Annotated in this window: 11 protein-coding genes; 6 read left to right on the top strand and 5 right to left on the bottom strand. The window is 72.8% G+C overall.

Going from position 1 to position 12,864, the window contains the following annotated elements:
* Positions 1–1,187: acyl-CoA dehydrogenase family protein (locus G5C65_RS18770; protein WP_338146522.1), on the top strand; the 1,187-nt coding region annotated here is incomplete at its 5' end.
* A 3-nt stretch (positions 1,188–1,190) separates the two neighbouring features.
* On the opposite strand, the gene G5C65_RS18765 is transcribed toward G5C65_RS18770, so the two are convergent.
* The 3 genes from G5C65_RS18765 to G5C65_RS18755 all read right to left on the bottom strand — a co-directional run bounded on the left by G5C65_RS18765 (position 1,191) and on the right by G5C65_RS18755 (position 3,737).
* Positions 1,191–1,919, bottom strand: coding sequence for a siderophore-interacting protein (locus tag G5C65_RS18765; protein ID WP_338146521.1), 729 nt, complete (start codon positions 1,917–1,919; stop codon positions 1,191–1,193).
* Between the two features lie 63 nt (positions 1,920–1,982).
* Entirely contained in the window at positions 1,983–2,819 is an 837-nt protein-coding gene (locus G5C65_RS18760) for an AfsR/SARP family transcriptional regulator (protein ID WP_338146520.1), read from the bottom strand.
* Between the two features lie 207 nt (positions 2,820–3,026).
* Positions 3,027–3,737, bottom strand: coding sequence for a TetR/AcrR family transcriptional regulator (locus G5C65_RS18755; RefSeq protein ID WP_165300020.1), 711 nt, complete (start codon positions 3,735–3,737; stop codon positions 3,027–3,029).
* A 187-nt stretch (positions 3,738–3,924) separates the two neighbouring features.
* On the opposite strand from G5C65_RS18755, the gene G5C65_RS18750 reads away from it, so the two are divergent.
* The 3 genes from G5C65_RS18750 to G5C65_RS18740 are packed head-to-tail and all read left to right on the top strand — an operon-like array spanning position 3,925 to position 7,303.
* Positions 3,925–4,227, top strand: coding sequence for an acyl carrier protein (locus G5C65_RS18750; RefSeq protein ID WP_165300019.1), 303 nt, complete (start codon positions 3,925–3,927; stop codon positions 4,225–4,227).
* A 35-nt stretch (positions 4,228–4,262) separates the two neighbouring features.
* The gene (locus G5C65_RS18745; RefSeq protein WP_165300018.1) at positions 4,263–5,777 is read left to right on the top strand and encodes an FAD-dependent monooxygenase; all 1,515 of its coding nucleotides are present in this window, start codon (positions 4,263–4,265) and stop codon (positions 5,775–5,777) included.
* A 20-nt stretch (positions 5,778–5,797) separates the two neighbouring features.
* The gene (locus G5C65_RS18740) at positions 5,798–7,303 is read left to right on the top strand and encodes an FAD-dependent monooxygenase (RefSeq protein WP_165300017.1); all 1,506 of its coding nucleotides are present in this window, start codon (positions 5,798–5,800) and stop codon (positions 7,301–7,303) included.
* Here G5C65_RS18740 and G5C65_RS18735 read toward each other — a convergent pair.
* On the bottom strand, positions 7,298–8,335 hold the full coding sequence (locus tag G5C65_RS18735) for a YncE family protein (protein ID WP_165300016.1): 1,038 nt from the start codon (positions 8,333–8,335) through the stop codon (positions 7,298–7,300). The two genes, G5C65_RS18740 and G5C65_RS18735, sit on opposite strands and share 6 nt — an antisense overlap.
* 304 nt (positions 8,336–8,639) lie before the next feature.
* Between G5C65_RS18735 and G5C65_RS18730 the strand changes: the two genes are divergently transcribed.
* Positions 8,640–9,635 (top strand): ATP-binding cassette domain-containing protein, encoded by a 996-nt coding sequence (locus G5C65_RS18730; RefSeq protein ID WP_165300015.1) that lies wholly within the window; start codon positions 8,640–8,642, stop codon positions 9,633–9,635.
* Entirely contained in the window at positions 9,632–10,441 is an 810-nt protein-coding gene (locus G5C65_RS18725) for an ABC transporter permease (RefSeq protein ID WP_165300014.1), read from the top strand. Before G5C65_RS18730 ends, G5C65_RS18725 begins: the two co-directional genes overlap by 4 nt.
* A 281-nt stretch (positions 10,442–10,722) precedes the next feature.
* Here G5C65_RS18725 and G5C65_RS18720 read toward each other — a convergent pair.
* The coding region (locus G5C65_RS18720) for an ATP-binding protein (protein ID WP_206441977.1) at positions 10,723–12,864 on the bottom strand (2,142 nt) is incomplete at its 5' end.

Here is a 12,864-nt window from a genome sequence, read left to right as displayed (position 1 = left end):
CTCCGACCCCGACCCAGCCGACCCCGACCCAGCCGCCCCGGACCCAGCCGACCGGCCGGCTCTCCGTCACCGCGGACCTGGTCGCGACCGCCGCCAAGCACGCGCCCGCGGCCGACGCCGGCCGATGGCTGTCCCCCGACGTCGTGGAAGGGCTCCGCGAGGCCGGATTCGCCCGTCACTTCGTCCCGGCCGGGCAGGGAGGCGCGGCCGGCGGATTCGCCGCTCTCGGCGAGGCGCTGGAGACCGTCGCCGAGAGCTGCCTCAGCGCCGCCTGGTGCGGGATGATCTACGCGACCTCGGGCCGCATGGCCGCCTATCTGCCGGCCGAGGGCCGGGCAGAGGTGTGGGCCGAGGGCCCGGACACCCTGATCGCCGCGGGCCTGGTGCCCGTGCGCGGAGCCGAGGCCGTGCCCGGAGGCTGGCGGCTGACCGGCCAGTGGCGCCCGCTCAGCGGCGTGCACGCCGCGGACTGGGTGCTGCTGTGCGCCCCCGCGCCGGTGGCGGACAGCGCTCCGCGGCTGTGCTTCTTCGCCGTACCGGCCCACGAGATACACATCCACGACACCTGGAACCCGGTCGGCATGCGCGGTACGGGCAGCCACGCGGCCTCCGTGGACTGCGTGTTCGTCCCCGCGCACCGGACCTTCGCGCACGCCGCGCTGTTCGCGGGCGCCATCGACACCCGCGATGCCATGGACGGAGCGGACACGGCTCCCTGCCACGCCGTGCCCATGCTGGGCGCCGCGCCGCCGCTGTTCGCGGCGCCGGCCGTGGGCGCTGCGCGCGGGGCGCTCCGGGACTGGTCGGCGCTGTGCCGGGGCCGGGGCACCCGGGACTCCGCCGACCTCGCGGCCGACCTGGCGTTCGCGCGGGCCGCCGCCGAGACCGACGCCGCCGGGCTGCTGCTCGGGCGCGGCCTCACGACGCTGGACAGCGCCCCCGTCGACGAGGCCGCCGCCGCGCGTACCGCTCGCGACGCGACGATCGCCGCCGAAGGCGCCGTCCGCGCCGTCGACACGCTGTTCCGCACGGCGGGCAGCGCGGCACAGGACTCCGGGTCCGCGCTCCAGCGGGCCTGGCGCGATGTGCACTGCGCCACCTCGCATGCCGCGCTCCGCTTCGAACGCACCGGAGCGGCCTGGGCCCAGCAAGTGCCGGCCACGGCACTCGGGCGGAGCGCGGCCTGAGCGTCAGTCCATGCCCCGCTTGCCCGGTGTCCAGAACGGTTTGGTCCGGACGGAACGCCGTGGCCAGCCGCGTTCGCGCACGAGGTGGTCCCGTACGGCCTGGACGGTCAGCGCCTCACCGGCGACGTAGGCGACGCGGGAGACGCGGGAGTCGTCGTCGGGGAGGTCGAGCCGGCGAACGGCCTCGACCAGGGACGCGGACCGGGCCGCCGGGGCGCCGTACCGGTACCCCCAGGTGACGCCGTCGCCCAGCGGAATCTCGTCCTCGGGGGTGTCGACCTCGACGACCGCGTCGAAGTCCACGCCCTCCGGGAGGGCCCGCAGCATCGCCCCGAAGGGCACCGCCGCGGTCTCGTCGCCGACGAACAGGTGGTACCCGGCCTCCGGCTGGAGGACGAGGGACCCCTCGGGCTTGGTGAACCAGACGCCCTGTCCGGCGCGCACCTGTGCGACCCACTGTTCGCCGGGCCCGTCCCCACCGTGCTCCAGGACGCACAGGTCGAGGGCCGTGCCGTCGTACTCCCATACCGAGTACGTCCGCAGCAGACCCCTGCGCCAGGTCAGTGGCGCGAAGAGGTCGTTGACGTGCAGCCGCACGTGCTGGCCGGGGACGTAGGCCAGTTCCTGCACGGCGGGGCCGGTCAACCGGACCCGGCGCATGCGCTTCGCCAGCGGCTGTACGCTCTCGACCTCGCCGCGTTCGAAGATCAAGCTGAGTACGCGATCCTTCACAGCGCGCTCCCTTTCCCGGTCTCCATGTCCCGGTCTCCCATCGATGTGGCCCGCTCGGATCGTTCAGCAGCTGACCAGCCGGTATTCCTCGCTCGCCAGCACCGGATCGGTGTCGAGGATCATCTGCTGCAGGCGGTGCAGCCACGGCGAGGGTTCCAGGCCCAGTTCGTTCAGCAGCGAGGTCCGCAGCCGGTGGAAGGTCTGCAGTGCGTGGGTCCGGCGGCCGCAGCGGTACTGGGCCAGCATCAACTGCCCGTGCAGACCCTCGTGTGTGCGGTCCCGTACGGCGAGCGCGGACAGTTCGTCCACCACCGAGTTGTGCCTGCCGAGGGCGAGATCGATTTGCACTCGGCTTTCGACCACGATTCGGCGCCGTTCTTTCAGGCGCATTATTTCAGTTTCAAGTACCGGGCCCGTCTCGACATCCACCAGCACCTCTCCGTACCAGAGGTCGGTGGCGCGGCGCAGCAGTTCCGACGCGGCCTGCGAGTCGCCTTCTTCACTTCTGCGCATTCCCGCGCTGGCCAGCCTGTCGAACTCCGCGACATCGCACTCTCCGCCCTCTCCGACCAGGACATACCCCTTCCCGCGGGTGGTCAGCAGCTGCTTGGCCCGCGCCGTGTCCGGCGCCAGTGGGGACAGCTCCCCTGCAATCGTCCTCCTGAGCTGCAGGATGTACGTCTGCAGCGTCGTCGCCGCGCTCTTCGGCGGGGTTTCCCCCCAGAGCTCGTCACAAATGGTGCGAGAGGGCACGACTTGATCCATGTTGAACGCTAAGAGTGCGAGCAGTGCGCGCGGCTTGGGCGCGGTGGGCACCACTGATGTTCCGTCGACACTGACCTGCAGCGCTCCCAGGACTCCGACGTCCATTGCATCCCCCTGTTGGCTGTCGTTGTGCACTGGCGTCCATCGCACAACCACCCGTGCGAATGTCGATCTGGACCCTACTATCCTCCGGGAGTATGGGACAGGAGATCCTGTTTTATATAGGTAACAATTCAAGCAGGGCGTGGAGGGCGGGGGCGGGTCATGAAGATTCATTTCATGGCGAATTGATGAATTCCGGTGGTGCTGGAATTCATCGGCTCGGGAGGTGGGATCAGCCGGCTACGTCTGCTTCAGCAGGCCGTCCACCATTATCTTGACGGCGAACTCGAACCGCTCCTCCGCCGTGCCGTGCGCCAGGTGCCCGGACAGGGCCGCCAGCGTGGGGAACCTCTCGGCGGGGAGGCCGTCGAGAAGGCCGACGACGCCCGACGAGCGACGCCGCTCGGCCTGGGCGTCGTTGAGCGGATGCTGTGCCCCCTCCTCCGCCCTGCCCCCTTCGGGCCGCTGGGCGACCTCGAAGGCCACCGCGGACACGTAGAGGCCGAAGAGGTCGCACGCCCACGCGGCGGCCTGCTTGGGGATGCCGCCCGCCAGCAGCAGCGCGCTGATGTGCTCGTTGATGGCGAGCGAGGCCGGGCCCGTCGGAATGCGCCCGAAGGACACCTGCGCGACGCCGGGGTACTCGTGCATCGCGTCCAGGATCGCCCACAGGAGCGCTTCGAGCTGGGAGCGCCACCTCTCCGGGTCGATGGGTTCCAGCGGCACCGTGCCCAGGGCCGCGTCGAGGGTCTGGCGGAGCAGGTCGTCGCGGTTGCTCACATAGGCGTAGAGCGAGGCGGGGCCGGTGTCCAGCTCCGCGGCGACCCGGCGCATGGTGACAGCCGGCAGGCCGTCGGACTCGATGATGCGCAGCGCGGCCCCGACCACCGCGGCCTGGCTCAGCGGAGCCTTGGCCGGACGGGTGCGGGCGCTGCGGGTGTGGGTGGTCATGGGGCCGACTCTCACTCCTGACGCGATCAGTGTTCGTGCCATACGGCGTTCGCGAACAATGTTCACCAGAAACGCGATTCGGCCGCAAGGCCCGGCGGGCCCCCGGCTGAGGTTCCATCCGGGTTCGAGGGGCTCTGGACCACCGCCGCCGGAGGATGGAGGCGCTGTCGCACCCCAGGAGGACGCCATGCCGGAATTCACCCGGACTGACCTGGAGAAGACCATCGACGCCTGTGTGGGAACCCAGGCCGCCCCGCCCCTCGACGAGCACGGCCTCGACCTGTCCTTCGAAGAGCTGGGGCTCGACTCCCTGGCCGTCTTCGAAGTGGTGACCCGGCTCCAGGACGAGTTGGGGGTGACCATCGCGGACGACGAGGCGGATGTCCGCAAGACTCCGCGCGAACTGATCGACCTGGTCAACGGCCGCACCGGCCGCACCGGCCACCCGGCGAAGGCCGAGCCCCTGTCCGGGCAGTCGACGACCGACTGACCCAAGGACCCGAAAGAGCCTCGGAGGGAACGCATATGACCACCGATCACCCGGTAGTGATCGCCGGAGCGGGGCCCGTGGGCCTGATGCTCGCGGCGGAGCTCCGACTCGCCGGCGTCGAGGTCGTGGTGCTGGAGCAGCTGCTCGAACCCACCACGCAGTCCCGGGCGTTGGGCGTGCACGCCCGCACCCTCGAAGTGCTCGACCAGCGCGGCGTCGCCGACCGCTTCCCCGGCCCGACCATTCCGCACTACGGGTACGCGGGCGGCCTCGTCGACGTCCGGTTCGGCCCCTTCGGCACCCCGTACGGAATGCGGCTGCTGCCCCAGACCGCCACCGAACGGGGGCTGCGCGAGTGGGCAGGGGAGCTGGGCGTGGAGATCCGCCACGGCCACGAAGTGGTCGAGGTGCGCCAGGACGCCGACCACGTGGAGATCGGGGTGGTGACACAGCGCGGGAGGGCCCACCTGCGGGCCGGCTTCCTGGTCGGCTGCGACGGCGGCCGGAGCGCGGTGCGCAGGCTCGCGGGTTTCCCCTTCCCCGGCACCACCGCCACGGTGGAGTTCCTGATGGCCGATGTGGCCGATGTGGGGCCGGACTCCCCCTTCCTGAGCGAGGTCCCCTTCATCCGCCGCAACGAGGCCGGCCACTTCATGGTGCTGCCGGTGGTTCCCGACGCATGGCGGCTGATCATCTATGAGTTCGGCAGGGAGCCGCAGGCGCAGCAGTCGGACCCGCCCTCCTACGAGGAGATGTGCGAGCTGGTACGGCGCATCGCCGGAGTGGACGTGTCGACCGCCACTCCGCGCTGGCTGACCCGCCTGGGCAACGCCGCCCGCCAGGTGGACCGCTACCGGAGGGGCCGGGTGCTGCTGGCCGGGGACGCCGCCCATGTGCATATGCCGGCCGCCGGCCAGGGCCTCAATCTCGGGGTGCAGGACGCGGTCAACCTCGGCTGGAAGCTGGCCGCCGAGGTCCACGGCTGGGCTCCCGGGGGGCTGCTGGACAGCTACGACGAGGAGCGGGCCCCGGTGGGCAAGCGGGTGCTGCTGGACACCCAGGCGCAGTTCGCCCTGCTGTCGGGAGGGCCGGAGAGCGAGGCGCTGCGCGCGGTCTTCGCCGAGCTGACGGAGTTCGCCGAGCCCAACCGGCATCTGGCCGGTCTGGTCAGCGGCCTGGACATCCGCTACGACGTCGGCGACGGCCAGTCCGCGGCCCCGCACGCGCTGCTCGGCCGCAGGCTGCCGCCGCAGCCTCTGAAGACGCCGGAGGGAGCCACCAGTACCGCGCAGCTCCTGCACCGCGGCAGGGGCGTGTTCATCGGTCTGACGGACGACCCGGGCCTGGCCCGGGTCACCGAAGGGTGGGCGGACCGGGTGGACACGGTCGCCGCCGCCGAGCCGGCCGACGGCGCCCTCAGCGAGCTGTCCGCGCTGCTGGTACGCCCGGACGGGCATGTCGCCTGGCTGGCGCCCGTCGGCTCGGAGGGCGCCAAGGACGGCCTGGAAGCGGCGCTGCGGCGCTGGTTCGGCACACCCCGGTCCGACTGATCCGCAGGGAGGAGACGCCGATGGACGCCGATGTGGTGATCTCGGGGGCCGGCCCCACCGGGCTGATGCTCGCCGGGGAGCTGCGCCTGGCCGGGGTGGAGGTCCTGGTCGTGGAGCAGCTGCCGGAACCGACCGGGCAGTCCAGGTCGCTGGGGATCAACCCCCGGGCCGTGGAGCTGTGGGAGCAGCGGGGCCTGCTCGAACGCTTCGGTGAGCAGCGCTTTGTGCCCAAGGGGCACTACGGGGCGCTACCGGTCTCCCTGGACTTCGCCGGGCTGGACACGCCCTTCGGGGCGCTGCTCACCCCGCAGCGCCGCACCGAGGAGTTCCTCGCCGAGTGGGCGACGGACCTGGGCACGAAGATCCTCCGCGGCCATGAGCTGGTCGCGGTGCGCGAGGACGAGCACGAGGTCGAGGTCGACGTCGTCACGGCGCAGGGCGGGAGGCGGACACTGCGCGCCCGCTATCTGGCAGGCTGCGACGGTGCGCACAGCACGGTACGCCGGCTGTCCGGCATCGGCTTCCCCGGCACCGAGTCGACCGTGGACGCGGTGATGGCCGACGTCACCGGAGTGGACCTGCGGATGCAGCTCTTCCAGCGCGGGCCGCAGGGGCTGTGGGCGGTCTTCCCCGTGGACCGGGGCGCCTTCCGCGTCGTCGTCTACGACTACGGGCGCCCTCCGCTGCGCAACCCCCGGCCCCCCTCCTTCGAGGACGTGTGCGAGGTGGCACACCGGGTCGGCGGTCTCGATCTGTCCGGAGGCACGCCGCACTGGCTGAGCCGGCACGGCAACACCACGCGGCTGGCGGACCGGCTGCGCCAGGGCCGGGTGCTGCTGGTGGGCGACGCCGCCCATGTCGCGCCGCCCGCGGGCGGGCTGGCTCTGACCACGGGCCTGGGAGACGCGGTCAATCTGGGCTGGAAGCTGGCCGCCGAGGTGCACGGCTGGGCCCCCGAGCAGCTGCTGGACAGCTATCACAGCGAGCGGCACGCCGTCGGTGAGCGGGTCATGGCGCACACCCGGGTGCAGAACCTCATGATGTCGGGGGGACCGTCGGCGGAAGCCCTCCGAACGGTCGTCACCGACCTGCTGGGCTCCGCCGAGGCCAACCTCGGACTGAGCGCCGAGGTCGCGGGCACCGGGTTCCGGTACCCGGTCGGCGGAGGGGAGCACGCCCTGCTCGGACGGCGGCTGCCGCCCTGCGGGCTGTCGACCGGCCAGGGCGCCACGGACACCCTGAAGCTGCTGCGCCCGGCGCGCGGCGTCCTCATCGACCTGGTCGGCGAGCCCGCGCTGCGGTCGGCCGCGGCCGGCTGGGCCGACCGGGTGGAGACGGTGACGGCGGGCTACGACACCGCTCAGGACGGCGCGGGGCTCAGCCGGATATCCGCCGTGCTGGTCCGCCCCGACGGCCATGTCGTCTGGCTGCTGCCGGAGGGCGGCGCGGAGGACATCGAGGGTCTCGACGCCGCGCTGCGCACCTGGTTCGGCGCCGCAGGACCCGGATCGGACAGCCCGTCATAGCGCCACGGGCAGATGGGCCAGGCCGTGCGGCCCCGCGCCGCCGGCGCCCTCCACCGCCAGCTCGGTGATCAGCCGGCCCGAGCCGAGATCGATCACCGACACGGTGCGGGAGAGCAGGTTGGAGACATAGCCCACCAATCCGTCGGGCGAGGAGTGCACGGAGACGGGCACCTGTCCGACCTCGACCTCTCCGAGCGGCTCGAAGGTCTCGGGCGCGAAGATGTGCAACCGGCCGTTGTCGGGGCCCCCGGCGGGGGTGGAGCGCACCTCGCCGGCCAGGACGGCCCCGGTCGCGGTGGTGTGGACCGAGGTGAGGGCGCGCTCGGAGGGGATGACCCGCACCACGCGGTCGCTCGCCGCATCGATCACGCTGATCCCCGGTCCCCCGGCGCCGTGCGGCCCCCGAGCGGGACCGGCCACGAAGACCTCCCGGCTGTCCGGGGAGAGCGCCAGCCCCCCGCCGCCGGTGGCGCTGACGACACGGGCGGGCCGGTCCGCTGTCAGGTCCACCACGGATACGAACGCCTCCCCCCGGTGGGCCACATACGCCTTGGCGCCGTCCGCGGTGAGGGCGAATCCGCGCGGGCCCGGGGCCCCGGTGGGCGTCCAGCGCGCCTTCCTGTGGTCGGTCAGGTCCACGGCGACCAGCCCCCCGGGTGCCTGGACGCTGATGTAGAGCAGCCCGCGCCTCTCGTCGACGGCCAGATGCCGGGGCGCCTGCCCCGGTGCCACCCCGATCGGATCGACCACCCGGCGCGTCGTCAGGTCGATGACGCTCACCCCGTCGGCGCACGCCCCCCGGTCCCCTTGGTGCCCCCCGTGGCGTGGGTGACTGCACAGCAGCAGCTGCCGCGAGGCGTCGAGACACAGCTCGTACGGGCCGGGTAAGACCCGGGCGGCATCGACCTGTCGGTAGGAGACGGTGTCGAAGAAGACGACGGCCTCCCCGCCGCGGCCGGCCACCGCCAGCAGGTCGCCGGCGACATCGCTCGGGGCGGCAGCCGACGGGAGCGGGGCGGGAACGTCGGACATGGCATTCTCCTTGGCGGTAGGGCCGGGTGGACGGTCTGCTCGGTGCGGACTTCCACTCAACCCGGGGCGGACGGCTGGCGCATCGACGCGAAGTCGCACTTTCCGCTTCCCCCTGGTGCAGGAAGATCCCTCGGCCCTCCCCCCGCAGGGGGCCGGTCGGGGTAGCCGGTACGGGGTGCACCGGGACGGTGTGAGCCGGATGTCATCCGCGGCCCGGCCCCGTCATCCGGATGTGCCGGGCCGATGACCGCCGGCGTCCAGGGTGAGGAGCGATCCCCACCCCGACGCGAGCAGGAGACACGCCATGACCTTCGGGATCCGGGCCAGGAGTCTGACAAAGACCTATGGCCGAAACAGGGCGTTGGACGGGGTCGACCTGTCCGTACGCGCCGGCACCGTCCTCGGTGTCCTGGGCCCCAACGGCGCCGGGAAGACCACCTTGGTCCGCGTCCTCGCCACCCAGCTGCTGCCGGACAGCGGACAGGCCCGGGTCGGACCGTACGACGTGGTCCGCGACGCCCATCGGGTGCGCGGGCTCACCGGGCTGACCGGCCAGTACGCCTCGGTCGACGAGGTGCTCACCGGCACCGAGAACCTCGTCCTGCTCGGGCGGCTGCTCGGGCTGTCCCGCAGGGCGGCCCGTCAGCGGGCCGGGGAACTGCTGGCCAGGCTGGAACTGCCGGAAGTGGCCGACAAGCCGGTCAGAACCTACTCGGGCGGCCTGCGCCGTCGCCTGGACCTGGCCGCAGGGCTGGTGGGCAGGCCGCGGGTGCTGTTCCTGGACGAGCCGACCACGGGCCTGGACCCGCGGGGCCGCAGCGGGCTGTGGGACCTGATCGGCGAGTTGGTCACGGACGGCACGACCGTCCTGCTCACCACCCAGTATCTGGAGGAGGCCGACCTGCTCTGCGACGACATCGCGGTCATCGACCACGGAAGAGTGGTCGCCGCCGGCACCGCCAGGGAGCTCAAGGAGAGGGTCGGTGGACAGACGCTGCGGGTGCGTCCGGTGCACCGGGTCGACCTGGGCACCGTCCGGGACGTGGTGGCCGGCCTGGTCTCCGCGCACGGCGGCACGGCAGGCCCCGTACAGCTGGCGGGCGACCTGGTGACCGGGCAGGTGGACGACCCCGCCGTACTCCCCGAGGCGGTCCGGCGGCTGGACGCCGCCGGAGTGCTGATCGCCGACCTGTCGCTGCGCCAGGCCGACCTCGACGAGGTGTTCCTCACGCTCACCGGCCGGCCCGCCCCCGCGTCGGCCGAAGCCGAAGCCGAAGCCCCGGAAGGAGCCCTGCGATGACCACCGAATCCGCCCGTCCCGCCGGGGCCGGACCCCGGCGGGTCCCGCTCACCGAGGGGTGCCGCCAGGTGAGCACCCTCGCCGCCCGGAACCTGATGCACATCCGCCGCAACCCCGATGAACTGATCGACCTCAGCGTCGTCCCGGTGATGCTCCTGCTGCTGTTCACCTATGTCTTCGGCGGCGCGATCGCCGACTCCACCTCGGAGTATCTGCAGTTCGTGCTGCCCGGAGTGATCGTGATGAGCGCGATGCTGGGGACCCTGAGCACCGGTATGGGCCTCAACGTCGATGTGATGAAGGGGTACCTCGACCGGCTCCGCTCCCTGCCGGTGGCCCGCAGCGCCCCGTTGGCCGGACGGATCCTCGCCGACACGGCCAAGCAGGCATGGAGCATGGCACTGCTCCTGGGCATCGGAGCGGTGCTCGGATTCCGGGTGCAGACGGACGCGGCCTCCGTGCTGGGCGCGCTGCTGCTGCTGTGCGTGTTCAGCTTCGCCCTGAGCTGGCTGGCGGTGCTGTTCGGGGTGATCGCCGCCGACCCGGAGAAGGTGCAGAACCTGGGCTTCGCCGTGGTCTTCCCCATGGCGTTCACCAGCGGCGCCTTCGTCCCCAAGGACACCATGCCCGGCTGGCTGGACTGGTGGGTGAACGTCAATCCGGCGGGCCAGCTGGTGGACGCGGTCCGGGGGCTGCTCATCGGCGGTCCGGTCGCCGCACCGGCGTTCCGGGTGGTGCTCTTCACCGTCCTGTGCACCGCGGTGCTGCTGCCGGTGGCCGTCAACGCGGTCAAGCGGAAGGTATGACGAGGGGCGGGCGGCTGTCCGGGGCGGCGCGGACGCCGTTGCCTCTGGGTAGGGGCTGCCCCTGCCCGTGCCTTGCAGGCTGCGGCTCTCGTCGTGGCTTGGCGCGCAGTTCCCCGCGCCCCTCCGGGGCGCGCCCCGGCGCCCCGAGGGGCGCTTCAGGGGCGCGGGGAACTGCGCGCCCGGCCACGAAGCAGCCGCGGACTGGGACGCACAGGCCAGGGCTGCCCCTGCCCAGCCCCCGGAAGAAGAGCCCGGCAAGATCCATCAGAAGCCCCTGAGGGTCAGCGAAGGGACCGCGTGCGCGCGTAGGCCCGCGCGAACCGCTTCTCGCCCATCAGCTCGCCGGCCTGGTCCAGATGCCGGCGCGCCGTCGCCGGGTCACCGTCCACCTCCGCGAGCGAGCCGATCGCCAGGTGGACGGTGGCGATGTTCTCCCTGATCCCCAGATACCGCGCGGCGCGCAGGGTCTGGGCCAGCAGCTCATGGGCCTGCTGCCGGTCGCCGGTCAGCCACAGCTCGAAGGAGAGTTTGGCCCGGGACTCCAGGGAGTCCTCGTGGGTTCCGCCGAGCTCTTCGAGCGCGGCGATCGCCTCCCGGTACCCGGCGACGGCGTCCTGGTGGTCGCCCAGCCGGGAGGAGAGATCCGCGAGCGCTGCCAGCACCTGCGCGATGCCCCAGCGTTCACCCAGACTCCGGAACTCCTCCAAGGACACTTCGAGCCCGATCACGGCCTCTTCGGTCGCGGCCTCTTCCGTGCGGCCGGTGCCGGTCCCGGCGTCGGCGTGGAGGTAGCGGGCGAAGGCGCGGACCCAGGGGTCGTGGTCGGTGAACAGCCCGGCGGCGGACTCCCGCACCCGGTCGGGGCCGCCGGGGCCGAGGGAGGCGACCAGCGGATCGATCAGCCGCAGCACGGGGTGCGCTGAGCCGTCGCCGCGCAGCCGGGCGGCGAGCGACAGCCATTCCAGCAGCTGCCCCTTGTCGCCGTGCCCCAGGGCGTTGACGGCCCGCAGGGCGTAGGCCGTCGCCCACAGCTCCGCGGGCGGGGCGCCGTCGCCCGGCGCCGTCCCCTCCCGCAACGCCGTGGCCGCGGCCGTGTCGAGGGCCTGGGCCGCCAGCTCGGCGCACTCCCTGTGCTGCCCCGACAGCCACCAGTACCAGCCCAGCGAGACGAAGAAGCGCAGCGTCATGGCGCTCCGGCCGTCCTCGGCCGACCAGCGCACGGCAGCCCGCAGATTGTCCCGTTCGGCGGTGATCCTGCGTATCGTGTCGATCTGGGAGGCGCCGCGCAGCCGGGGTTCGAGCCGCTCGGCCAGACACAGGAAGTAGTCGGCGTGGGCCTGTCGCAGCGGCCTCGTCTCCCCCGACTCGTCAAGGCGCTCCGCCCCGTAGGCCCGCACGGTGTCCAGCATCCGGTAGCGGGGCCGCCCGGCGGCGTCCACTTCCCCGGCCTTCACCAAGGACTTCTCGACGAGCGCCGACAGGATGTCGAGCGTGCCGCCCAGGTCCGGGTGGCCGGTGCAGACCCGTTCCACGCCGTCCACGCTCACCGAGCCGACGAACACGGACAGCTCCCGCAGCAGGGTCCGCTCCGCTTCGCTGAGCAGGTCCCAGCTCCAGTCCACCACCGCGCGCAGCGTCTGGTGTCTGTTCAGCCCCGCCCGGCTGCCGCCGGTGAGCAGCCGGAACCGGTCATCGAGCCGATCGGCGATCTGCCGGGGGCCCAGCGCGCGGATCCGCGCCGCGGCCAGCTCCAGGGAGAGCGGCATCCCGTCCAGCGCCCGGCAGATCCGTACCACGGAGGCCGCCGTGGTGTCGTCGACGGTGAACTCCGGGGCGAGCGCGGCTGCCCGCTCGGCGAACAGCCGCACCGAGACATACCGCAGAGCCTGGTCGGCACCGGCCCCTTCGGGCGGCAGCGCGAAGGGCTCGACCGGCCAGAGGCGCTCGCCCCGGATGCCCAGTGCCTCCCGGCTGGTGGCCAGGATCCGCAGCCGGGGGCAGCGCGCCAGCAGTTCGTCGGCCAGCCGTGCGACGGCGGTGACCAGGTGTTCGCAGTTGTCCAGGACCAGCAGGGCGCACCGCGTGCTCAGCGCCCCCACCAGAGCCTCCAGCGGCGCGGGTCCGGTGACGGGGCCGGTGCGCGCGGCCGGGAGACGGATTCCGAGGGTGGCCGCCACCGCCTGGGGCACCTGGGCCGGATCGCGCACCCCGGCGAGCTCGATCACCCAGGCGCCGTCCGGCTGCACGGGCAGGCGCTGGGCGGCGAGTTCGAGGGCGAGCCGGGTCTTCCCGACCCCGCCGGGGCCGGTCAGCGTGACCAGCCGGGCCCGGTCCAGGAGTCCGCCCACGTCCCGGACGTCCCGCTCGCGTCCGAGCAGAGCGGTCAACTGGGCACGCAGGTTGCCGGGCGGCCGGGCGGGGGG

It is taken from the genome of Streptomyces boncukensis (genome assembly GCF_011045075.1).
GTDB lineage: Bacteria > Actinomycetota > Actinomycetes > Streptomycetales > Streptomycetaceae > Streptomyces > Streptomyces boncukensis.
Note: the sequence above shows the minus strand (reverse complement) of the source record. Positions and strands in the feature narration are given on the sequence as shown.